Source organism: Bradyrhizobium sp. Kon58 (assembly GCF_055807455.1).
Window position 1 is genome coordinate 131,845 of record NZ_JBVVOT010000017.1, and the last position, 23,393, is coordinate 155,237.

General features: G+C 64.1%; 21 protein-coding genes. 11 read left to right on the plus strand and 10 right to left on the minus strand.

The features are described from left to right. The first annotated feature begins 27 nt into the window (after positions 1-27). From AC0L20_RS25440 to AC0L20_RS25470, 7 genes are all read left to right on the plus strand, one after another. Positions 28-1,647: a GMC family oxidoreductase gene (locus AC0L20_RS25440; RefSeq protein ID WP_473293495.1), complete on the plus strand. Its 1,620-nt coding sequence runs from the start codon at positions 28-30 to the stop codon at positions 1,645-1,647. Positions 1,648-1,833: 186 nt separating this feature from the next. Beyond that, positions 1,834-2,778 carry a metallophosphoesterase family protein gene (locus AC0L20_RS25445; protein ID WP_473293497.1) on the plus strand — a complete coding sequence of 315 codons (945 nt, stop codon included), beginning with the start codon at positions 1,834-1,836 and terminating at the stop codon, positions 2,776-2,778. A 23-nt stretch (positions 2,779-2,801) separates the two neighbouring features. After that, on the plus strand, positions 2,802-3,137 hold the full coding sequence (locus AC0L20_RS25450) for a cupredoxin domain-containing protein (protein ID WP_473293499.1): 336 nt from the start codon (positions 2,802-2,804) through the stop codon (positions 3,135-3,137). A 172-nt stretch (positions 3,138-3,309) separates the two neighbouring features. Then, entirely contained in the window at positions 3,310-3,858 is a 549-nt protein-coding gene (locus AC0L20_RS25455; protein WP_473293501.1) for a sigma-70 family RNA polymerase sigma factor, read from the plus strand. Then, positions 3,855-4,622: an anti-sigma factor family protein gene (locus tag AC0L20_RS25460; protein ID WP_473293503.1), complete on the plus strand. Its 768-nt coding sequence runs from the start codon at positions 3,855-3,857 to the stop codon at positions 4,620-4,622. Before AC0L20_RS25455 ends, AC0L20_RS25460 begins: the two co-directional genes overlap by 4 nt. Positions 4,623-4,680: 58 nt before the next feature. Continuing rightward, a complete protein-coding gene (locus tag AC0L20_RS25465; protein WP_473293505.1) occupies positions 4,681-4,962 on the plus strand; it encodes a type II toxin-antitoxin system RelE/ParE family toxin in 282 nt (93 codons plus the stop codon). 11 nt (positions 4,963-4,973) lie between these two features. Next, positions 4,974-5,279 carry a HigA family addiction module antitoxin gene (locus AC0L20_RS25470; protein WP_456765218.1) on the plus strand — a complete coding sequence of 102 codons (306 nt, stop codon included), beginning with the start codon at positions 4,974-4,976 and terminating at the stop codon, positions 5,277-5,279. Positions 5,280-5,288: 9 nt separating this feature from the next. On the opposite strand, the gene hpnO is transcribed toward AC0L20_RS25470, so the two are convergent. After that, on the minus strand, positions 5,289-6,680 hold the full coding sequence (gene hpnO, locus AC0L20_RS25475) for an aminobacteriohopanetriol synthase HpnO (protein ID WP_026233264.1): 1,392 nt from the start codon (positions 6,678-6,680) through the stop codon (positions 5,289-5,291). Between the two features lie 141 nt (positions 6,681-6,821). Here hpnO and AC0L20_RS25480 point away from each other — a divergent pair, with 141 nt between their 5' ends. Next, complete coding sequence (locus tag AC0L20_RS25480; RefSeq protein ID WP_247426047.1) at positions 6,822-7,454, plus strand: DUF2147 domain-containing protein; 633 nt, start codon at positions 6,822-6,824, stop codon at positions 7,452-7,454. Here the strand turns inward: AC0L20_RS25480 and hpnN are convergent. Further along, positions 7,422-10,010, minus strand: a complete 2,589-nt coding sequence (hpnN, locus tag AC0L20_RS25485; RefSeq protein WP_456765219.1) for a hopanoid transporter HpnN — start codon at positions 10,008-10,010, stop codon at positions 7,422-7,424. The genes AC0L20_RS25480 and hpnN overlap by 33 nt on opposite strands. A gap of 464 nt (positions 10,011-10,474) precedes the next feature. Here hpnN and ispH point away from each other — a divergent pair, with 464 nt between their 5' ends. Both ispH and hpnH read left to right on the plus strand, forming a co-directional pair. Beyond that, on the plus strand, positions 10,475-11,401 hold the full coding sequence (gene ispH / locus AC0L20_RS25490; protein ID WP_027516858.1) for a 4-hydroxy-3-methylbut-2-enyl diphosphate reductase: 927 nt from the start codon (positions 10,475-10,477) through the stop codon (positions 11,399-11,401). 35 nt (positions 11,402-11,436) lie between these two features. Beyond that, positions 11,437-12,597 (plus strand): adenosyl-hopene transferase HpnH, encoded by a 1,161-nt coding sequence (gene hpnH / locus AC0L20_RS25495; RefSeq protein WP_027569013.1) that lies wholly within the window; start codon positions 11,437-11,439, stop codon positions 12,595-12,597. Positions 12,598-12,764: 167 nt separating this feature from the next. On the opposite strand, the gene AC0L20_RS25500 is transcribed toward hpnH, so the two are convergent. The 6 genes from AC0L20_RS25500 to AC0L20_RS25525 form a co-directional block, all read right to left on the minus strand. Then, positions 12,765-13,514, minus strand: a complete 750-nt coding sequence (locus AC0L20_RS25500; RefSeq protein ID WP_027516857.1) for a phosphorylase — start codon at positions 13,512-13,514, stop codon at positions 12,765-12,767. Continuing rightward, positions 13,511-15,478, minus strand: coding sequence for a squalene--hopene cyclase (gene shc, locus AC0L20_RS25505; RefSeq protein WP_473293509.1), 1,968 nt, complete (start codon positions 15,476-15,478; stop codon positions 13,511-13,513). The genes AC0L20_RS25500 and shc overlap by 4 nt, the downstream gene beginning before the upstream one ends. Before the next feature lie 76 nt (positions 15,479-15,554). Further along, on the minus strand, positions 15,555-16,808 hold the full coding sequence (gene hpnE, locus AC0L20_RS25510; RefSeq protein ID WP_473293511.1) for a hydroxysqualene dehydroxylase HpnE: 1,254 nt from the start codon (positions 16,806-16,808) through the stop codon (positions 15,555-15,557). Then, a complete protein-coding gene (hpnD, locus tag AC0L20_RS25515; protein WP_473293513.1) occupies positions 16,808-17,647 on the minus strand; it encodes a presqualene diphosphate synthase HpnD in 840 nt (279 codons plus the stop codon). The genes hpnE and hpnD overlap by 1 nt, the downstream gene beginning before the upstream one ends. Further along, positions 17,637-18,521: a squalene synthase HpnC gene (hpnC, locus tag AC0L20_RS25520; protein WP_473293515.1), complete on the minus strand. Its 885-nt coding sequence runs from the start codon at positions 18,519-18,521 to the stop codon at positions 17,637-17,639. Before hpnC ends, hpnD begins: the two co-directional genes overlap by 11 nt. Positions 18,522-18,715: 194 nt before the next feature. Continuing rightward, a complete protein-coding gene (locus AC0L20_RS25525; protein ID WP_007593627.1) occupies positions 18,716-18,949 on the minus strand; it encodes a hypothetical protein in 234 nt (77 codons plus the stop codon). Positions 18,950-19,410: 461 nt separating this feature from the next. Between AC0L20_RS25525 and AC0L20_RS25530 the strand changes: the two genes are divergently transcribed. After that, positions 19,411-19,908, plus strand: a complete 498-nt coding sequence (locus AC0L20_RS25530; RefSeq protein WP_027516853.1) for a hypothetical protein — start codon at positions 19,411-19,413, stop codon at positions 19,906-19,908. Between the two features lie 122 nt (positions 19,909-20,030). On the opposite strand, the gene AC0L20_RS25535 is transcribed toward AC0L20_RS25530, so the two are convergent. Next, positions 20,031-22,397, minus strand: a complete 2,367-nt coding sequence (locus tag AC0L20_RS25535; RefSeq protein ID WP_473293517.1) for an efflux RND transporter permease subunit — start codon at positions 22,395-22,397, stop codon at positions 20,031-20,033. Positions 22,398-22,603: 206 nt separating this feature from the next. Continuing rightward, entirely contained in the window at positions 22,604-23,389 is a 786-nt protein-coding gene (gene eutC / locus AC0L20_RS25540) for an ethanolamine ammonia-lyase subunit EutC (protein ID WP_473293519.1), read from the minus strand. Positions 23,390-23,393 lie beyond the last annotated feature (4 nt).

Sequence of the window (23,393 nt, forward strand, 5' to 3'; positions counted from 1 at the left end):
GCATGACGCCTGTTGGGTGGAAGCAGAATGCCAAGGCGGCTCGAAGGTGAGTTTGACTACATTGTCATTGGGGCCGGCACGGCGGGCTGCATCCTCGCCAACCGGCTGTCTGCCGACTCCAGCAATCGCGTCCTCGTCCTCGAAGCCGGCGGCGACGACAACTGGATCTGGTTCCACATTCCCGTCGGCTATCTCTTCGCCATCGGCAATCCGCGCTCGGACTGGATGTTCAGGACCGAGGTCGAGCCCGGGCTGAACGGCCGCTCGCTCGCCTATCCCCGTGGCAAGGTGATCGGCGGCTCCTCGGCGATCAACGCCATGATCTCGATGCGTGGACAGGCCGCCGATTACGATCACTGGCGCCAGCTCGGCATGACCGGCTGGGGTTATGACGACGTGCTGCCGCTGTTCAAACGGCTCGAGGATCACTTCCTTGGCGCAAGCGAGCATCACGGCGCCGGCGGCGGCTGGCGCATCGAGGCGCCGCGGCTGTCCTGGGACGTCCTCGATGCCGTGGGCGATGCAGCCGAGGAGATGGGGATCAAGCGCATCCCGGATTTCAATACCGGCGACAACGAAGGCACCAGCTATTTCCACGTCAATCAGAAGCGCGGCCGGCGCTGGTCGTCGGCGCGCGGCTTCCTCAAGCCGGTATTGAACCGCCCGAACCTGCGGCTCGAAAAGCATGTGCTGGTCGACCGTCTGATCATCGAGCAGGGCCGCGCCGTCGGCGTGCGCTTCATCCAGAATGGCGAGATCATCGAGGCGCGTGCCAAACGCGAGGTTGTCCTCTCGGCTGGCGCGATCGGCTCGGTGCAGGTGCTGCATCGCTCCGGCATCGGACCTGCCGACTGGCTGTCACCGCTCGGCATCGACATCGTGATGGATAAGCCCGGCGTCGGCCGCAATCTGCAGGATCATCTGCAGCAGCGCGCGATCTACAAGGTCGAAGGCGTGCGCACCCTGAACGAGACCTATTACAACCTGCTCCGCCGCGGCCTGATGGGCCTCGACTACGCGTTCCGCCGCCGCGGCCCGCTGACCATGGCGCCGTCGCAGCTCGGCATCTTCACCCGCTCCGATGCGACGCGCGCACGCGCCAACATCCAGTTCCACGTGCAGCCGCTGTCGCTCGACAAGTTCGGCGATCCCCTGCACCGCTTCCCCGCGATCACGGTGAGCGCCTGCAATCTCCAGCCGACATCGCGCGGCACCGTACGTCTGCGTTCGGCGGCCCTAGACGAGAAGCCGATCATCGCGCCGAATTACCTTTCAACGGATGACGACCGCCAGGTCGGCGCCGATGCCATCCGCACCACCCGCCGCCTGATGCAGCAGAAGGCGCTGGCAAAATACCGCCCGAGCGAATATCTGCCCGGCCCCGCCGTCGGCGACGACGATGCCTCGCTCGCCAAGGCCGCCGGCGACATCGGCACCACCATCTTCCATCCCGTCGGCACTGCGAAGATGGGCGCGGCGAATGATCCGATGGCGGTGGTGGACGAGCGCCTGCGCTTTTACGGCCTCGGCGGCCTTCGCATTGTCGATGCCTCGATCATGCCGACCATCACGTCGGGCAACACCAACACGCCGACCGCGATGATCGCCGAGAAAGGCGCGACGATGATTTTGGAGGATGCGAAGTGAATGCGTAGCCCCGATGGGCGTAGCGGAATCCGGGAGAGGACGCTCGATTGGTCCCGTATTCCGCTACGCTCCATACGGGCTACGCGTCCAACCACCTCACGAAAACGTCATCGCGTCCGGGAATAACACCCCCGCTCCTCCAATCACCTCTCCGAAGCCCAATTCCGGGCGAAGTGGAGCTGCGCGATGAGCGGACACGATCACGGCGAGGACGGCTTAAGCCGCCGCAAGGTGTTGGAATGCATGACCTGGGCCGGCACCGGGGTGCTTTGGACCCTCACCGGTGGCGTGCCGCGCTCGCTCGGCATCATCGATTCCGCGCAAGCTGCGACCGCGGCCGCGCCCGGAATGACCTTCCTCCAGATCAGCGACAGCCATGTCGGCTTCGACAAGCCGGCCAATCCCAACGCGCTCGGCACGCTGGAGGAAGCCGTCAACAAGATCAACGCGATGCCGGTCAAGCCGTCGTTCATGATCCACACTGGCGACATCACCCATCTGTCGAAGGCCGCGGAATTCGACAACGCCGATCGCATCATCTCGCAGAGCAAGCTCGACGTGCATTACGTGCCCGGCGAGCATGACTTCCTCGACGAGGAGGTGAAGTTCTATCGCGAGCGCTACGGCCGCGGCACCAAGGGCGCGGGCTGGTATTCGTTCGATGCCGGCGGCGTGCACTTCATCGGCCTCGTCAATGTCGTCGACCTCAAGGCCGGAGGCCTCGGCAATCTCGGCGCCGAGCAGCTCGCCTGGCTCGAGGACGATCTGCGCGGCAAGTCGAAATCGACGCCGATCGTGCTGTTCGCCCACATCCCGCTCTGGACCGTCTATCCCGAATGGGGCTGGGGCACCGAGGACGGCGCCCGCGCGCTGGACCAAGTGAAAGGCTTCGGTTCGGTCACCGTGCTGAACGGTCACATTCACCAGGTGATGCAGAAGGTCGAGGGCAACGTCACCTTCCACACCGCACGCTCCACCGCCTTTCCGCAGCCGGCGCCGGGAGCTGCCCCCTCGCCCGGACCGATGAAGGTCGAGGACGCAAAGCTCCGCGCAATGCTCGGCGTTGCCAGCATCAACTTCAAGCAGAACGAGCAGCGGCTCGCGATCATCGACACGCCGCTCCAGGGTTGATGCAGGGCGAACGGAAGCTGACAATGAAGACACTCAATCGCCGCGACTTCGGTGTCGCCTTCGGTCTCGCTTTGGCCGCGGCCATGCTGGTACCCGCCACAACCGCCCGTGCCGACGATATGGAAGTGCATATCGACAATTTCGTCTTCCAGCCGGCCGAGCTCAAGATCAAGGTCGGCACCACCGTGACCTGGACCAACCGGGACGACATCCCCCACACCGTAGTGTCGGCCGGCAAATTCAGGTCCAAGACCCTAGACACTGACGACAAGTTCTCGTTCACCTTCACCAATGCGGGCGACTACAAATATTTTTGTTCTCTGCACCCGCACATGACGGGGATGATCAAGGTTGAGTAGCATCTCGAACCAAGGCATCAACGTCTTGCCCGGCCGGTGGTCCCACGCCGGCCGGGCTCGTGTGCCCTCGGTCACACGCGGCGACCAAGCGAACTTGGACGAAACGAACAGGGACGAGACGAGCAACGACGACACGAAGCAACGAGCAGAACAAGAGGCAAAGCGAGGAGCGATGCCCGCCAACGACGATTTGCAGAAGGCGCAACGCTTCCGCGAGGCGGCGCTGCCCTATCTCGACGACGTCTACACGCTCGCGCGCTATCTGTTGCGTGATGCCTCCGATGCCGAGGACGCGGTGCAGGAGTGCTATCTGCGCGCGCTGAAGCATTTCGACAGCTATCGCGGGCCGGCGATGAAGCCCTGGCTGTTTGCGATCCTGCGTAACGTCTGCAATGCCGAATACGCACGGCGCGCGCACAGGCACAGCGCGATCGAGGATACGCCCGGCGCTGCCGAGCAGACGCCGATCTGGCAGGAGACCGAGACCAGTCCCGAAACCGAAGTGCTGCGCAGCCGAGATGCGGGCGCGATCCGCAAGCTGATCGACGCCCTCGCCGAACCGTTCAAGGAAACATTCGTGCTGCGCGAGATCAACAACCTGTCCTATCGTGAAATCGCCGAGGCCGCCGGCGTGCCCGTCGGCACCGTGATGTCCCGCCTCGCCCGCGCCCGCGCCATGCTGCGCGCGGCCTGGACGGCGGATGAGGAGCAAGCAAGATGACCTGCGACGAAGCAAGGATCCTGCTTCACGCGCTGCTCGACAACGAGCTCGATGCCGGCCACGCGCGCGAGGTCGAAGCCCATATCGCCAGCTGCCCGGCCTGCGCTGCGGAGCTTTCAGCCCAACGCGACATGCAGCGCGTGCTCGCGGAGGCCGATTTGCGCTACACCGCACCGGCGAGCCTGCGTGCGCGTATCGAGGCTTCGCTGCCGCAGCCGCAGCGTCAACAGCCGAGCCGCCGCGCCGTGCTGCGCGGCTTTGCGATGGGCTCGGCAGTCTCCGCGCTCGCCGCCTCCGGCGTCGTCGCATTGGTGCTGCGCCAGGACGACCAGCAGCGCATCCTGTCGGAGGTCGTCTCTGCGCATCTGCGCTCGCTCCAGGCCGGCCACCTCATCGACGTGGTCTCGACCGACCAGCACACGGTGAAGCCGTGGTTCAACGGCAAACTCGACGTCGCCCCTCCCGTGATCGACCTCACCGCACAAGGCTTTACGCTGGTCGGCGGCAGGCTCGATTATATCGACGCACGTGCCATCGGCGCGGTCGTCTACAAACGCCGGCAGCACGTGGTCAATCTGTTCGTGTCGCAGACGTCGAATGCGGAATACCGCGCGCCCAAGACCGAAACCATGCAGGGCTTCAACTGCCGGCGCTGGGGCAATCGCGGCCTGAACTTCTGGGCCGTCAGCGATCTCGGCGCCGACGAGCTCGCCGAGTTCGTCGACAAGTTCGAGGCGGCGATGAAGGCGAATGTCGAGGGGTAGCGGCCTCGTTGATACGCGGGACCTTGAATTGTGTATCAGGTAGTGATACATTGTCTGAGTGATCAAGACCTTCAGGGATAAGACGACTGAGGCGGTCTTTGACGGCGAAAGCCCTAAAGGCTTTCCGGCTGATCTGGTGAAGGTTGCGCGTCGGAAATTGCGCTATCTGCACGCAGCCAGCGAACTCAGCGACTTAAGGGCGCCGCCCGGCAACCGTCTTGAGGCCCTCGCGGGCGATCGCAAGGGACAGCACTCGATCAGGATCAACGATCAGTTCCGAGTGTGCTTCGTCTGGACAGCGAAGGGCGCCGCCGAGGTCGAGATTGTGGATTATCACTAGGAGACGCGAGGATGGCCAAAAAACTAAAGCCCATGCATCCTGGTGAGGTTCTTCGGGAGGAATTTCTGGCTCCGCTAGACATATCGGCAGGTGCGCTCGCCAAGACATGCGGCCTTCCCCGCACGCGAATCGAGCGAATCGCGAGCGAACAGACTGGGGTCACCGCCGACACAGCACTTCGACTCGCCAAAGCCCTCGGTACCACGGCCGAGCTTTGGCTCAATCTTCAGAATGACTACGATATCCAAATTGCCAAGCGCGATCTCGGCAAGGCTCTCGACCGCATCGAGACTGTAAACAAGCCCAAGGCGGCCTGAGGGATCAGGTCACGCCGATCGCCTCACCGCGTTGTCCACCAGCGTCTTGCCGAGCGACCAGATCGCGCCGGGGACCTTGTGGCTGCCGGCGATGACGTCGTCGAAGGCGCGCTCGATCCAGCCGCAATCTTCCTCGGTGATGGTGAGCGGCGGCAGAAGCTTGATGGTGTGGCTGCCATGGCCCGCGACTTGCGTGAGGATCTTGTGGTCCTTGAACAGCGGCACGGTGATGAGCTGGCAGAACAGGCCCTTGTTGGCCGCCTCCAGCACGTTCCAGGACGCCCGCAGCCGCAGCGATTTCGGCGGACCGAACTCGACGCCGATCATCAGACCCTTGCCGCGGACTTCTTTCAACAGCTCGTAGCCGGGCACCATGCGCGTGAGCGCGAGGCGCAGCTCGGCACCGCGCTTGGCGGCGGACTCGATCAGCTTCTCGGACTCCATGATGTCGAGCGTGGCGATGCCCGCAGCCATCGCCAAGTCGTTCTTGGAGAAAGTCGAGCCGTGCACGACTGCACGGTCCATCTGGTTGAAGATCTTGTCGAAGATGCTCTTGCGCGTCAGCACCGCGCCGACCGGCACGTGGCCGCCGGACAGCGACTTCGACAGCAGCACCATGTCGGGCTCGACATTCCAGTGCTCGACCGCGAGGAAGCGGCCGGTGCGGCCCATGCCGGTCTGGATCTCGTCGGCGACGAACAGCGTGCCGTATTTCTTGCAGAGCGCAGCCGCACCCGGCAGGAACTCGTCGGTGGGCATGTTGACGCCCTTGCCCTGGATCGGCTCGACGACGAAGGCCGCCACCTCGCGTGAGGCCAGCGCCTTTTCGAGCGCGGCGAGATCGTTGAACGGGATCGAGGTGCAGCCCGGCAGCAGCGGCTCGAAGCCGGTGCGGAAGTTCGAATCACCCGTGAGCGACAGCGCGCCATAGGTTAGGCCGTGATAGCCGTGGGCACAATAGACGATCCCCGGACGGCCGGTGGCGCCGCGGGCGAACTTGATCGCGGCTTCGACGCATTCGGCGCCGGAATTGGCGAAGAACGCCTTGTCGAGATAGGGAACGTATTTCAAAAGCCGCTCGGCAAGCACGCCGGCAAGCACCGAGACGTCAAACTGGACGAGGTTGGGCAGGTCGGCATCGAGCACGCTCTTGAGCGCCTCGCGCATGACAGGATGATTGCGCCCGATCGCAAACACGCCAAAACCGGACAAGAGGTCGAGATAACGCGCCCCGTCGCGGTCGTAGAGGTACTGTCCCTGCCCCTTCTGGAAGCCGACATCGTAGCCGATGGTCTTCAGAACCCGAACGAACTGCTCGTTCAGATGCCGATTATGCAGGGCGCTGCGCTGGGCCTGGCGGTCCGCGAACAGCTGAGACATGTCTGGATTTGGGCTGTGCATCCGCTACATACTTCGGTTGAGGGCCGTCTCGTCAACTGAAAACGGAACGTCGCTGAAAACGGTCTGTGCGGCCTTTTGCCCTTTTTCGGACCATCTTCGCAAGCAGAGCTTTAGACCATGTTGCACTGCCAAGGAACTATCATGCGTTTAGCCCTTTACACCGGACTAATACTGGCTGGCGGTTACACCTGCCTCAACCCGGCCCTCGCGGCCGATCCGACCGGCGATTGGCGGGTTGCCGACGGCGTCGCCAACATTCGTGTCGCCCAATGCAATGGCAGCATGTGGGGCGCGGTTTCCTGGGAAAAACAGCCCGGCGGCCGCGACGAGAACAATCCGGACGCGTCGAAAAAGACCCGGCCCACGCTGGGCATGGCGACCCTGATCGACATGAAGAAGAAGCCCGGCGCCGATCAATGGGAAGGTCAGGTCTACAACGCCAAGGACGGCCAGCTCTACAGCGCGACCATCACGCCGGTTGGCACCGACCAGCTCGAGATCAAGGGCTGCGTGATGGGGTTCCTGTGCGGTGGCGAGACCTGGACCCGGGTCAGTCCCCCGATTCCCTTGAGCCCCGCCAACGCCATGGCCAAGGGCGCGCCGAAGCCCACCGGCGCGGCGCCGAAAGCCCCGGCAACGACGGGCGCTACAGCGGCGCAGGCTGCGCCCGCAGCCCCGAAGGCCACCGGCACTGCCAAACCCGGTCAGAAGGGCGCCGCCGACCAGGTCGGCGACATCTGTCTACTCCCTGAGATTGCGGGGTTTGCCCATTAGGGCGGGCTGAAACAGCAGCACGGCGGCAAGCGTCGTCACCAGCGACAGCGCGAGCAGCTTGCCCATGCTGGACGTGCCGGGATGGCTCGACAGCCAAAGGCTGCCGAACGCGGTCGCCGTTGTCAGCGCGCTAAAAAAGATCGCGCGCGTCAGGCTGGTCTGGAGCAGGTTTGTCCTGCCCGAGCGCCAGGCCACGACATAGTAGATCTTGAAGGCCACGCCGACGCCGAGCAGCAGCGGGAACGCGACGATATTGGCGAAGTTGAGCGGCAAGCCGATCAGCACGCAGATCTCGAGCGTGACCGCGCCGGCCACCAGCAGCGGCACCAGCGTCATCAGCACGTCGACGAACCGGCGCAGCGTGACCCACAGCAACAGGCCGATCACCAGCAGCGCATAGATTCCGGCATGGATGAATGCCTTCACCACGGTGTCGCCGGATTTCAGGATCGAGACCGGACCGCCGATCGCGGTCGGCTCGGCAACGAGCACTGCCGCCGCAAATTTGCGCAGCGTGTCGTTGTCGTTGGGATCGCCCTTCGGCAGCGCCTCGACGCGGATGATGCCGTCCTTGCTCTTCCAGGCGCTGACGAGATCTGCCGGCAATGACTTCAGGGTGACCGGCTCGGCCTGCATCGCGTTCCGGAGCTGGTCGAACACGATCTTCATCGGCGCGACGAACACGTCCTGCGCCTTGTTCCGCGTGGCCTCGTCGCCATTGGCGAGCTTTTCCAGCGCGTCCGCGAGCCGACGCGAGGCGACCGCTCCCGGGCCCTTCGCATCGCCTGCGGTCCGGCGCAGATTGTCGACCGAGGATTTCAGCGCATCGACGTTTTCCTTGTCCGATGGCGCGGCGTCGATCTGGTCGGGATTGAGCGCGGGGTTCAGCACCTTGGCGCCCTGCGCGAGCAGCTTCAGCTTCGGCGGCTGGTCTTCAGGAACGAAGCTGTTGAGCGACATCACGCGCAACACCTCCGGCACCTTCTCCAGCTTTGCCTCCACCTGTCTTGCCTGCTCTTCCGACGTGGTCATCACGTTGATGGCATTGGCGCCGGTGTTGGGATCCTTGCGCAAATCGAGGAAGGTCGCGATCGACTCTGCCTTCGGGTTGCGCAGGTTCATCGGGTTGAAGTCGAACTTCATGAAATAGAGCAGCGGCAGGCCGGCGACCGCCAGAAACATCGTGCCACCGACGACCAGCACGCGGTGCTTCTCCAGGAAGTGATCGAGCGGCGCCAGGAAGGCATAGCCGACCGGCTCTTTCTCACCGGGCGGGTTCAACAGCTTCAGCATCGCCGGCAGCACGGTGATGCTGGTGAGGAACGCGACCAGCATGCCGACGCCGGCGATCTGTCCGAGTTCGGCGATCCCCTTGTAGTCGGTGGGGATGAAGCAGAGGAAACCGGCCGCGGTCGCCATTGCCGCCAGCGACAACGGAATGGCCGAGCGCTTGGCAGCCAGGATCAGCGCCCCCGAGAGATCGTTGTGCTTGTAGCGCTCGGAGCGATAGCGGACGCTGTACTGAATGCCGAAATCGACGCCGAGGCCGACGAACAGCACGGCGAACGCGATCGACAGCAAATTGAGCGAGCCCACCATCATCAGGCCGGCGGCGGTGGTCAGCGCAAGACCGACGAAGAGATTGACGAACACCGCGAAGATGATCTTCGCCGAATGCAGCGCCAGCCACAGGATGAGCAGCACGACGAGGACCGTGCCGATGCCGTTGACGACGGCGCCTTCCTGGACGGTTGCATATTCCTCGTTGGCGATCGGGACCGGTCCGGTCAGCCGGACCCGCGCCTGGTATTTGGTGGCAAAATCCAGATCGGCTGCGGCCTTGCGGATCGCATCGGTGGCGCCCTTGCCGGGCTCCAGCGCGTTGTAGTCGAGGATCGGCTTGAACTCGATGAAGGCGCGCTTGTCCGAATCCGTCAGCGGCTCGTCACTGACGAGCTGGCGCCAGGAGAAGGTCGCATTGCCCTTATTGAGCACGGTCTCGACCGTTTGCGCGATCTGATTGAAGGGCCGTTCGGTGTTGTCGAGCTTGACCTGCCCGCGCTTGACGCCGGCAAGTCCTGTTTCCAGCGCGCCGGTCAGGCCGCGGATCGAGGGATCGCCCGCCATGATCTCGATCAGGGGTGCTGCGGATTCGAACTGGCCGGTGACCTTGGCGACTTCCTCTGTCGGCAGGAACAAGAGGCCATTCTTTTCGAAGAACTCGCCGGTGCCGAGCTGCTGCATCGACTGGAAGTCGGTCTTGTTGTCCTTCAGCTTGGCATAGAGCGCGTCCGACGCCGCGGTCGCCATCTCCGGCGTCTTGGCTTCCACCACCGCCGTAATCGTCGCATCCCGGTCGAAGGCGCGATCGAACTGCTGGTCGCGTTGGCGCCAGTCCAGATTTTGGGCAATCAGCGAATTGATGTCGGTATTGATGGCGAAATGCTGGGACGTGTAATAGCCCGCCCCCACCGCCAGCAGGAGCCCGAGAACGACGACGAGGGAGGCAAACCGGGTGCAGGCCCTGACGATGGCAACGACGACGCTTTGCAGCACTACTTTTCTTTCTGCGGTTAACAGCTTGCCGGAAACGCCCGCTGTTTAACGGAGTTCCCGGCCGAAACCTATTGCTGTTTTGAGTGGTTATCGCCGTCAGAAGGTTCGAGGTAAACGGCGGAAGACCATGGCAAAATCATGCGGGGCCGTGGGTATAGCCGAGGAGTTGAGGCGGGAAAGTGACGAAGCGTGCGCACAAAATGTCGCCACGTTGCTGCCACGGGCCCCCTCTACTATAATACCGCGAAACTGATCCGGCAGGGAACCAAAGTTCATTCCACCTTTCCTTAATGCCGATTTTTTGACACAAAGTACTGCGCCTCCATGCACCGGGGTCCCCGCCAAGGGTGGGCGGCTACCGCGTGCGCGAAACCGATGGTGCGGATATTGCAACTCATTGGTTCGTAGCAGGGTATCCCCTGAACTTGAGAGCGGATTGGTGCAACTTGCGTGATGGGCGTCCAATGGAAGTTTATCTGGCGCAACCGCGCGGCTTTTGCGCGGGGGTGGTGCGTGCGATCGAGATCGTGGAACGGGCGCTGGAGAAGTACGGCCCGCCCGTCTACGTGCGCCATGAGATCGTGCACAACAAGTACGTCGTCGAGAGCCTGAAAAACAAAGGCGCGATCTTCGTCGAGGAACTGTCAGAGGTGCCGCCCAAGGCCGTGACGGTCTTCAGCGCTCATGGCGTCGCCCGGAGCGTCGAGGAAGAAGCGGCCGCGCGCGACCTTCCGGTGCTCAATGCCACCTGCCCACTGGTCACGAAGGTTCACAATCAGGGGAAGCGCTACATCGCCAGGGGCCGCACGTTGATCCTGATCGGCCATGCCGGCCACCCCGAGGTCGAGGGTACGATGGGCCAGGTTCCCGCCCCCGTACTGCTGGTCCAAAGCGTTGAAGAGGTTAAGGCCCTTGAACTGCCGGCGGATACGCCAGTGGCCTATATCACCCAGACCACCCTGTCGGTGGATGACACAAAGGATATCATTTCGGCCCTGCAGGCCCGCTTTACAGATATTCAAGGCCCGGATATCCGGGATATCTGCTATGCGACACAGAACCGCCAATCTGCGGTAAGGGACTTGAGCAAGCTGGTCGACGTGATCTTGGTGGTGGGCGCTGCCAATAGCTCGAATTCGAACCGGCTCCGCGAAATCGGCACTGAGGCCGGTGTCGCGAGTTATCTGATTGCCGACGGCAGCGCGCTCAATCCGGAGTGGTTGAAAGATGCCAGGATCGTCGGCGTCACGGCCGGCGCTTCGGCGCCCGAGGTACTCGTGGATGACGTGATCGAAGCGATGCGGCGGATCGGACCGGTCAAGGTCTCGGTGCTTCCGGGCCGCGAGGAAAACATCGAATTCCGGCTTCCGGCCCAACTGGCTGCGAGCTGACCCACCCGAATTTCAAGCCCAGAAAGAAACTTGTAATGGCTATCCCCTTCTTCAAGGAAATGCGTATCGGCGGCTATTTGATCAAGCAGAAGCTGCTTGGCCGCAAGCGCTATCCGCTCGTGCTGATGCTGGAGCCGCTGTTCCGCTGCAACCTCGCCTGCGTCGGCTGCGGCAAGATCGACTATCCGGATGCGATCCTCAACCGCCGCATGACCGCACAGGAGTGCTGGGACGCGGCCGACGAGTGTGGCGCGCCGATGGTCGCCATTCCCGGCGGCGAGCCGCTGATCCACAAGGAGATCGGCGAGATCGTGCGCGGCCTCGTGGCGCGCAAGAAGTTCGTCTCGCTCTGCACCAACGCATTGTTGCTCGAGAAGAAGCTCGATCTGTTCGAGCCCTCGCCCTATCTGTTCTTCTCCGTGCATCTCGACGGCCTGAAGGAGCACCACGACAAGGCCGTGTCGCAGAAGGGCGTGTTCGACCGCGCCGTCTCCGCGATCAAGGCGGCCAAGGCGCGCGGCTTCACCGTCAACGTCAACGCCACCATCTTCGACGGCCATCCGGCCGAGGAGATCGCGAAGTTCTTGGACCTCACCGTCGAGCTCGGTGTCGGCGTCTCGATGTCGCCGGGCTATGCCTATGAGCGTGCGCCGGACCAGGAGCACTTCCTCAACCGCACCAAGACCAAGAAGCTGTTCCGCGACGTCTTTGCGATGGGCAAGGGCAAGAAGTGGAATTTCATGCATTCCGGCCTGTTCCTCGACTTCCTCGCCGGCAACCAGGAATACGAGTGCACGCCCTGGGGCATGCCCGCGCGCAATATCTTCGGCTGGCAGAAGCCCTGCTATCTGCTCGGTGAAGGCTACGCCAAAACCTTCAAGGAGCTGATGGACACCACCGACTGGGAAACCTACGGCACCGGCAAGTACGAGAAGTGCGCCGACTGCATGGCCCATTGCGGCTACGAGCCGACGGCGGCAACCGCAGCTATCAACAACCCGCTGAAGGCGATGTGGGTGTCGCTGCGCGGCGTCAGGACCACGGGTCCGATGGCCCCCGAGATCGACATGAGCAAGCAGCGCCCGGCGCAGTACATCTTCTCCGCCGAAGTGCAGAAGCGCCTGTCGGAGATCCGCAAGGACGAGGCAGCCGCCGCGCAGGAGAAGGCTGCTCGTAAGGCGTCAACCGCCGCGTAAGCGCGACGCCCTGTAGCCCGGATGGAGCGCAAGCGAAATCCGGGACAGTCCCTCCGCGTTGAAGGCCCGATTGCGCCCCCGCTCCATCCGAGTGACGCAGATCAAACAAAAGGCCCGATCGCCAATGGCGACCGGGCCTTTTGTTTTTAATGATCGATAGAACCCGCTCAGGCCGCCTCTGAAACCAGCGCCTCGCTCTCCACGATCTCGGTGCCGATCAGGAAGTCGCGGCAGCCGCGAAGTGAGCGCAGCGCGCGGTTGAAGTCGAGGCCGGTCGAGACCAGTCCATGCAGCGCGGTCGGGTTGCGCGCGATGCCGCGCAGCACGGCCAGCACGTCGATCTGGCCGTTCGGCTTGATGGCGGCGCGGGCGAGCGCCGGCAGCGCGCGATGGGCGGGATCGCTGATGACGCGGACCGCGGCGAACGGCAAGCCGGCCTCGGCGGCGTAGGCGGCCGCAATGTGGCTTTCCATGTCGACGGCGGCCGCTCCCGTCTCCGAATGCAGCGCCGCCTTGCAGGACCGCCCCGTGACCACTTCCTCGGCACCGGCGAGGCTGCCGCGCACCACGCGGCGGCGCCCGGACGTCAGGCGGTCGATGAGGTCGTCGCCGAGCGAGAGGCCAGCGGCCCAGCGGGTATCGCCCGCGAGCACCTCGGTCGCCAGCACGACGTCGCCGGAGCGCAGCGTCGGGTCGAGCCCGCCGGCCACGCCAAAGGAGATCACACCGCGAATCGTCTCGGGATCCAGCACCGTCAACAGCGCTCGCAACTGGGTGGGGCTGCTCGACGAGCAAATGACCGCCATTCCGGGCCCGGCCGCAATGCGGGCCTCCTGAACCAGTCCAGTCACGATCAATATCGGCCTCGGATCAACGGTTTGACCCGCGGTAAGATAGTCCCCCGTCCCCAAAGTCACATTCCGACCCCTACCACCCTGCTGTTGGTGTTCCGCAAGTTCCGATACCGCGCCAACGCCCACAGCGGGAAGAACTTCGGATAACCATGGTACCGTAGATAGAATACACGGGGAAAGCCTGTGGCGGTGTACCGCTGTTCGTCCCACAGTCCTTTTTCGTTCTGTGTTGCAATCAGGTACTCCACCCCGCGGGCGACGGCCGGGTGATCAACCTCGCCAGCAGCCATGAGGGCAAGCAAGGCCCATGCCGTTTGCGAGGCGGTCGAGGGAGCGGCCTCCCAGCCCCGGTAGTCCAGCCGGTAGCTGACGGCATCCTCGCCCCAGCCGCCATCCTGGTTCTGGATCGAGGCCAGCCAGCCGGCGGCTTTCCGGATCATCGGGTCGTCATGGCGGACGCCGGCCATGTTGAGGGCGCACAGCACCGACCAGGTTCCATAGATGAAATTCATGCCCCAGCGGCCGTACCACGACCCTTCCGGGTGCTGGGTCTTGCGGAGGTAGGCGATCCCGTCCGCGACATGCTTGCTGGTCTCCGCGGTCTCGCCGAGCTGGGCCAGCATCGAGACGCAGCGGGCGGTGACGTCCTCGGTCGGTGGATCGAGCAGCGCGCCATGGTCGGAGAACGGGATGTTGTTCAGATAATATTCGAGATTGTTGACGTCGAAGGCAGCCCAGCCGCCGTCGTTGCTCTGCATGCCCTCGATCCACTCCCGGGCACGGTCGATCGCGGCGTCATAGCCGGCCGCACCGTGCTCCCGGCGCATCCGGTCCATCGACATCACGACCACCGCGGTGTCGTCGAGATCGGGATAATGGGCATTGTTGTACTGGAAGGCCCAGCCGCCCGGGCGTACGTCGGGCCGCTTCACCGCCCAGTCGCCCTTCACCTCGAGCTCCTGCTTCGGGATCAGCCAGTCGAGACCCTGCTTGGCCGCCGGCACCGCCTTGTCGCCGCCGGCTTCGAGCAGCGCGTGCGCCGTCAGCGTCGTGTCCCACACCGGCGAGACGCAGGGCTGGCAATAGGCTTCGTCGTCCTTGATCACGAGCAGCTTGTCGATACCCCGGCGCGTGATCGCGCGCGGCGGATAACTCTCGTCCTTGCCGAGTGCGTCGTACATCATAACGATGTTGGCCATCGGCGGATAGATCGCGCCCATGCCGTCCTCGCCGTTCAGGCGCTCCTCGGTGAAGGCGAGCGCCGCGTCGATGGCGCGCTTGCGCAGGCTCTTGGGAAACATCGGCTCGACCACGCGCAAAATGCCGTCGAGCGCGCGGAACAGCACGAACCAGGCCATGCTCTGGTGCGGCGCCTTGGCGGTCATGCCGATCGAGCGCGGATCCTGCAGGAACAGCTCGTCGATGCCGACGCCCTTGGGATTCCTCGCCCGTGGCTTCAGCGCGGCGATGACCATCAGCGGCACCATGGTGGTGCGCGCCCAGTAGGAGATCTTGTTGATGTGGAACGGCGACCAGAACGGCAGCAGCACGATCTCGATCGGCAGCACTGGTACCGCGCGCCAGGTCACGACGCCAAACATCGCGAGCATGAAGCGCGTGAAGACATTGCTGTGAATGGCGCCGCCGCGGGAATGGATCGCCTCGCGCGCACGCACCATGTGCGGCGCGTCGATGGAATCCCCGATCATCTTCAGCGCGAAATACGCCTTCACGCTGGCGCTCATGTCGAACTCGCCGTCATGCACCAGCGGCCAGCCGCCATGGGCGCCCTGCACGCGGCGAAGATAACTGGCGATCTTGGCTTCGAGCACGGCATCGACCGGCTCGGCGAGATAATGACGCAGCAGGACGTATTCGGCCGGAATCGTGCAATCGGCCTCGAGCTCGAACACCCAATGGCCGTCGGTTTGCTGGAAGCCGAGGACGCCTTCGGTGGCCGACGCAATGCTCGATTCCAAGTTCCTGAATTCTTGGGCTTCGCGGCTGGTCGCGTTCACGGAATCCATCTCGCTCGATTGCTCCGATAGTCGATTGAATGGGCCGAAATTGACCGGGACAAATGCCCGTCAGGGCCGCCTGTCACTATCCCTTGGCGGCCAGAACCAGATCGGCGGCGCGATCACCGGATCGGACCGATCCCTCGATGGTTGCAGGCAATCCCGTAGCAGTCCAATCGCCTGCAAGAAACAGGTTTTTCAGCGCAGTGACCGGCCCCGGACGCAGGGCATTCTGCGCCGGCGTCGCCGCAAATGTGGCACGGCGCTCGCGCACGATCTGCCAGGGGGGCAGCTCGCCGGAAACACCGCCCGCTTTGCAGACGTCGTTCCAGATCGCCTGCGCGAGTTCCTCGCGCGGCATGTCGACCAGACGGTCGCCGTTACTGATGGTGACGGACAGCCGGTTGGGGAACGCAAACAGCCATTCCACGACGCCGCCGATCACACCGAGGATCGGAGCCGATCCCGCCGGCGGCTCGACGCGGAAATGCGCATTCACGATGGCGCGGAATTCGGTCGGGGTCTTCAAGCCCGGCAGCAGATTGGAGGCAGCGCGCGGCGGCACCGCCATCACGACGACGTCGCCCGCGCCGATCTGGATCACATCCTCGCCGCCGAAATTCAGCGCGCCGACCTTGCCGTCATGGGTCGCAAACGAGCGCAGCTCATGGCCGAGCTGAACGGGGTGCCCGCGCTCCTGCAGGAACGTCACGGCAGGCTCGATCAGCACCGCGCTAAGCCCGTCGCGTGCGATCAGGGGACGGCAGGCCTGGCCGCCAGCGAGCAGCGTCTCGCGCACGATCGCGCCGGCAAGCCCTGCCGAGCCTTCGGGAGGATCGACGTTGAGCGCCGCGAGCAGCAGAGGCTGCACCAGGCGCTGATAGAGAACGCCCTCGCAGGGAATCGACTTGCCGACCAGCGTCTCTTCCGAGGCCCAGATCAGCGGCGCCAGCTTTAGATAATCGATCAACCCGGTGTCGGGGACACGGCGGCTCTCGTCGAGCACCCACGTCGGCAGCCGGCCATCGCCGAGATCGATCTGCCAGCGCTGCCCGGTCTTGAGATCGACGAAGGGAAACTGCGCGCGCTCCGGACCGACGAGGCCCGCCTCGGTGCCGATCGAGCGCGCATAGGCGCGCGCATGACTGTTGCCGGACAGCAGCAAATGGTTGCCGTTGTCGATCGTGAGATTGGTGGCCCCGTCGAAATAGGAGCGGCAGCGGCCGCCAGCCTGCTGCGTCGCCTCGTGCACGGCGACCTTGAAGCCGGCATTGGCAAGCCGCACGGCGGCGGAAAGGCCGGAGATTCCAGCACCGATGATGTGAGCTGTTTTTTGCATCAGATGAGAGCGTAACGGAGCAGGATGGCGATGCGTGTGACCTTCGACACACGCACCGGCTCGCGCGGCGCGTTGAACCCGCGCGCGATCAGGAGATCCAGAATGGCATGATAGTATTTCGACATCATCCGCGGCGCGCGCACCGCGCGGCGGCGGTTGCGGTTCATGATCTCGTCCGACTTCTCGAAATACACCTTTGCGCGCTGCGCCAGCGGCAGGCAGACCTTCGGCAGCGCGCGCTCGACGATCACGCGATCCGGATCGTTGGAGGTGATGCCGGCATGCAGCAGCGCTTCGCGCGGCAGATAGAGCCGGCCGAGGCCCGCGTCCTCGTCGATGTCGCGCAGGATGTTGGTGAGCTGGAGCGCGCGGCCGAGATGATGCGCGAGCTCGATGCCGTCTTCTTCCGGCAGGCCGAAGACCCGTACCGACAGCCGCCCCACGGCGCTCGCGACGCGATCACAATAGAGATCCAGCGTCGCCATGTCGGGCGCGCGGATGTCCTGCGGCACGTCCATCTCCATCCCGTCGACGATCGCGAGGAAATCCTCGCGCTTGAGGCCGAAGGTCTTCACCGAGGCGACGTAGTCCTTCAGCCGCCGCGGCGGATTGCCCTGGTAGAGCGCATCGATGTCATTGCGCCACGCTTGAAGCGCGGCGAGCCGCTCGTCGCGCGGCCCATCGGAATCGGCGATGTCGTCGACCTGGCGGCAGAAGCTGTAGATCTGGAACATCGCTTCGCGCTGGTCGTGCGGCAGGATGCGCATCGCGGCATAGAACGAACTGCCGGATGCGGTCGAGCCATAATTGGCGCTGGGCGAGGTCGCCTCAAGCGTCATGTGCAGTCCCCGGTCTGGAAATGGCCTTGCGCCCGACCGCGCGGCGGCCGACTTCGCCGATCATGCCGGCGAGGCTGAAGGTGAGGAGCTCGAGCTTGTTCAGGTGCACGCGCTCGCGCAAGGGATCGCGCACCTTCAACAGGCGCACGATGCGGTCGGCATAGGCCTGGATCACCGAGACCTCGACGCCGAGGCGGAAATCCCGGATTTCCGCAGCTAGCGACCTGCCCTCGTCGAGCAGCGCTTCGTTGCGCACGGCGAGAGCCTGAAGGCAGGCCAGCATCGCCGGCGGCGACTGCGCCAATCCGAGCTGCTCGACCGAGGCGCCACTCGCGGCCAGCGCATCGCGCGGCAGATAGACGCGGTTGAGCTCGCGGAAGTCCTTGCCGCAATCCTGAAGGTGGTTGTTGATCTGCAGCGCTGCGCAGAGTGCATCCGACGCGGCCCAGGTCGAGGTGCTCTCACCATGGACGTCGAGCATGAAGCGGCCGACCGGCATCGCCGAGTAGCGGCAATAATGGATGACCTCGTCCCAAGTCTCGTAGCGCAACTTGGTCACGTCCATACGGAACGCGATGAGCACGTCGAGCGCGTGGCGCGGCGCCATGCCACGTTCGGCCAGTGCGTGCCGCAAGCTGACGGCCTCGGCCTGGGTATCGCCCGTGCCGAGCAATTCCGCCTCGAGCAGGTCGAGATAAGCGAGCTTCTCGTCCGGCGGCAGCGTGGCGTGGTCGGCGATGTCGTCGGCGGTGCGGACGAAATTGTAATACGCCAGGATCAGCGCGCGATGACGCGGATGAATGATCCAGGACGCGACGGGAAAATTCTCGTCGCGCTCACCCTTGCCGGATCGCAATTCACTCGCAGAGGTCATCGAGGGCTGGTCTACAATCGTTTGGACAGGAAGGGCTTTTTCGCTCGCGCTGGCCCGTGCCGGCGATGCCGCCGCGGCCCCCATATAGGGGAATACGGCCGCAAAACCAATCCTGTCTCTCGATGGCTGCCCTTTGCGGATCAGGTCCGAAAAGGCGGCCCCAGGGCCGCCTTTTTGTGGGCCAGTGGCCGAGCTTACTGGTTGTGGTTCTTCAGGACCTGGTCGCAGGCCTGCGAGATCTTGGCCCGGTTCTCCTTGAGGCATGCCAGGATGGTGAAATCGCCCTGGTCGATGACCGGACGGCAGAGCTTCTGCACATCGCGCGAGCAGGCCTTCTGCTCGGCGTCGGTGCCGCGCCCTTGCTGGGCGAACGCTGCGGTCGAAAGGGAGGCCGACAGCAAGGTGAGAGCGACGAGAAGCTTACGCATTGTATTCCTTCATTCTGACGGCAGAATCGCACCAATCCCGGGCAGCACTGGGCGACGACCGGAACGGATTGCTCTGATGGCAAGTCGCCGCAGGAGTAGCGGCCTCGGAGAAGGCACAAGCACTGGCAAATGCGGCCAAATTGGCGCCACGTCCACCAAATCAGGTCTTCCCTGCGCCTTCTCTGGCAAATGTAAGAGACTGATACTACGTCATAATCCAGGTGCGTTGCGTTTTGCTGCGCACCTGTTGCAGAGCTGCATCTCTCCATCCCGCCTTGGCCGCCAGAAACATGCCGAAACGCAGAGAATCCGGACGCCAACCATGGCAAGTGCGCTTCGCGATGCCGACATGTGGGCGGCCGGCCATTGAACCTGACACAGGCTCGGAACACTAAACCTTCGATGTGGCGAGACGTTCTTAGTGATAAGCGGACGTCGTTCCAAAACGGGATATTTTGAAGATGAAATTCTTTGGGCGATCTGAACTGGCAATCAAGGCGGCCGGCATCGGCGCTGTGCTGCTCTTCTCGGTTTCGACAAGTCAGGCTCAGTCGTCCGGACCGTTTGCAGGTTTCGAGGGCGCGTGGACCGGCACGGGTACGGTGTCGCTGTCCGACGGCTCCACCGAGCGCATCCGCTGCAAGGCCGACTACAAGGTTGCCGGCACCGGTCTCAGCCTCAAGCAGGCGCTGCACTGCGCGTCCGACAGCTACAAGTTCGACCTCACCAGCGACGTGACCAGCCAGGGCGAGCGGATCTCCGGCAATTGGAGCGAGACCAACCGCAACATCTTCGGCAATCTCCAGGGCACCGCCGGTGGCGGCCAGATCGAGGTGTTCGTCGAGGCCAACGGCTTTGCCGCCAATCTGTCGCTGCGCACCAATGGCACCAAGCAAACGGTGCAGATCTCATCCAAGGGCGAGATTCGCGGCGTCAACATCACGATGACGAAGGGCTGACAGCTCTTTCCGCTTCGAAAGCAGCAAGCCCCGGTTCTCGCGAACCGGGGCTTTGTTGTTTTTCGGAGACGCAGCGCAGTCGCCCGGACCGGGCCGATTTCATGTCTCATGAATGAAGCCGCTCAGATCGCCGGCTTGTCGGTGCCCTGAAGCTTGGCGTGCAGATTGATCAACCACATCGCCGTCGGCCGCAGGATGAAGAGGTCGGCGACCAGCGCCATCACCATCGAGAAGGCGCTGAGCCAGCCGAACAACCGTAGCGACGGCAGGTCGGAGAACACCGTGACGACGAGACCGCAGGCGAGCACCAGCGTGGTCAGGATCAATGCCGGGCCGACCAGCACGGTGGCGCGCTCCACCGCGAGCGCCGAGCCGACGCCCGGCTTGCTCTCGAGCCTGAGGCGGTTGAGGAAATGGATGGTGGCGCTCAAGCCCAGGCCAAACGAAACGGTCAGAGCCACGACGCTGGCGAATTGCAGTCCTTCGCCCATCGCCCACAGCACCGTTCCTGACATCACGACGGGGAAGATGCCCGGCAGGATGCAGGCGAACATCACCACCCAGGAGCGGAAGGCCAGGCCGATGAAGATCGCGACCAGCGCGAATTCGACGGTGAGCCCGCGGTTGAGCTTCTCGATCATGCCGGCCGAGTTGCGCGCAGCGATCGCGGCAAGACCCGTGACCGCCACTTCATAGCCGGGATGCTTCTTGCGGACGGCGTCGAGCTCGGAATCGAGCTTGTCGACGATCGGCAGGAGCTGGCTGGAATCCTTGTCCGGGACGCGACCTGCGACCACGACGGCGTCCTGCTCGGCATCGATGAACCGGCGCACAAGATGCTCCGGAATGACGCTGACATATTCCTTCAGGGTGGCGACGTCGGCGCTGCCGGCCTTGTCCGCGAGCCAGCGGCGCAGGGTCTCGACCGACCAGACATTGCCGACACCGGCCGCCTTCTCCACCGTCGCGTGCACGTCCGCGATGGTCTGCAGCGTCTCCGGTGAATAGAGCGATTCGCCCTTGGGGAACTGGATCAGAACGTTGACCGGGTTGGCACCGGTGAGCTTGGCGTCGAGCCGGTCGCTGGCGGCGACGGCCTGGCGCTTGTCCGGCACCTGGTCGGCGAGCCGGTAGCGCGGCTCCAGATTGGCGTAGATGACGCCGAGGCCCGCCACGAACACCACGGCGATCAGGCTGAACAGGCCGGGGCGGCCCACCATGCGCACGGCGATCCAGTAGCAGAAATTACGCAGCGCCTGCACGCCGGCATCCGCGGTCTGGAACTTGGTCGCAAAGACCTTCTCGTTGCGAACCAACAGCACGCCGAACACCGGCACCAGCGACAACACCGCGACCAGCGCGATGATGGTGGCGGCGAGACCCGCCTCGCCGAACTTGCGAATCAGATCGGAGTCGGAGAACTGCAGCGCGATGAAGGAAATGCCGGCGGTGCCGTGCGTCAGCACGCAGGCCGGTCCCACCACCAGTACCGCGTTCTTGAATGCAGTGAACTTGTCCTGGCCCGCGATCAGCCGGTCGCGCGCGGCGAAGGTGAGCTGCATCGAGTCCGAGAAGCTGATGACCATGATGAGCGGCGTCATCACGTTGAGGAACATGTTGAGGTTGAAATTGGCCCAGCCGAGCGCGCCGAGCGCCAGCAGGATCGCGATCATCGGCGGGAACGCCGCCGCCACCATGAAAGAGATCTTGCGGAAGAAGATGATGGCAATGACACAGCCGGCGAGAATGCCGAGGATGTTGTAGGTGAGCCCGTCGCGCTCGACCGCGTTGCGGATCTCGAGCTGCATCACCGGCACGCCGGAAAGCTGCACGTTGAGCCCGGTGTCGCCGAGGTCTTCCTTCATCAGCGCGCGGATGTCGGCGACGGTCTTGGTCAGCTTATTGGAGGCGACCACCTCCGGATCGAGCGACAGCACGATCAGCGCCAGCGTGCCGTCCTCGGACAACAGCTTGCCGCGGATGATTTCGTTGGCTTTGACGCCCTCGATGAACTTGTCATAGGCCGCGCCCTCGGGCAGCTCGGGCGGGAACAGCGCGGCGGGAAGCTTGCCCGGCGCCGGCGCCTGACGCGCGGAGAACAGCGAGACCAGACCGCGCGTCCCCTCGACCAGTTGCATGTCGGTGACGAAGTCGCGCAGCTTCTCGAGGTTGTTCCGCGCCAGCAGGGTCTTGCCCTCGACTACGACGAGGACGTCGAATTCCTCGGCTGGGAACTTCTTGGTCACCGCTTCGTACTGCTTGAATTCCGGCGTGTTGGACCGGAACAGCTGCGACAGTGAATCGTCGATCTTGATCCGGTGGATGCCGAACACGGCGCCGACGATCAGGACGAGCAGGACGATGCAGGAGACGATGGGCGCCCGGACGGCGAACAGCCCGATGCGCTCCAGCCCGAAGGCGATCGAGGACGCAGGTCCCTGCTCGACCTTGTCGACATGAACCTCACTCTCGCTGTGCTTTTCGAGCATGCCTTGTCCAGTTCCTAAATCGGCTCGGGTCTGTGAGCTTGTCGCGCCCCGCGAACGGCTTGAAAATGCCATACCAATGGGAGGCTTGCCCTTTGAAAATGCGCAGAAAATCGCCGCGAGGGGTTTAGCAGGTCAATCACCCTTCTCGCAAGCAGGCGGAGTGTGGCCGAATCGATCAAGATGTGGCGATTTTGCCTTAATGCCCTTCATTCGGGCAAAGCCGTGCCAATTCGACGCGGCGTGCGGTCCGCGCTCTCGTCCTTCAGCGCCACACCGGTCGCTTGCCGCGCGAGCCCCTCGCGGACCAGCCAGGCGATCTTGAAGGCCGCCTCGTCATAGCTCAACCCGGCCTTGTGGATGTTCGACACGCAGTTGCGGTCGGCATCGGTGCGATCAGGCTTCGGGGCGAAAGTCAGATAGGCGCCGAGACTGTCGGGCGCCGACAGGCCCGGCCGCTCGCCGATCAGCATCACGACCATGCGCGCGCCGAGAATGGCGCCGATCTCGTCGCCGAGCGCGACGCGCGCGCCTGAGGCGACGACGACATGGCCGATCGCGACACCATCATCGGCTGCGAGCAACGGCAGCAGGCGCATCACCAGCGCGACCGCATGGGCGTGGACCGCCGCCGCCGACAGACCATCGCCAATCACGACCGCGAGTTGGCACGGCTCCGAGGCGCTCCGCGTCAGGGCCTCGACTGATCCGGCATCGAGCCGTCTGCCCAGATCGGGCCGCCGCAGATAGTCCCTGCGATCGACCGCCTGGCTGTTCGCCTCGGTGACGACGAGGCCAAGCGCGCGGAGATCCGCGACCAGCCGCGGCGCATCGAACACGGCATGCACGGCATCGCGGGCGCGGGCGTGGTCCAGTGTGAAGTCGAGCAGTGCCCGCGTCGGCAGGCTCGCGCCGCTGCGCCCGAGTGCGACGCGCGCGGGCGTGAGCGACCGCAGATCGAGGGTCGGACGACGCGGGATGGCCGGATCAGACATGTCG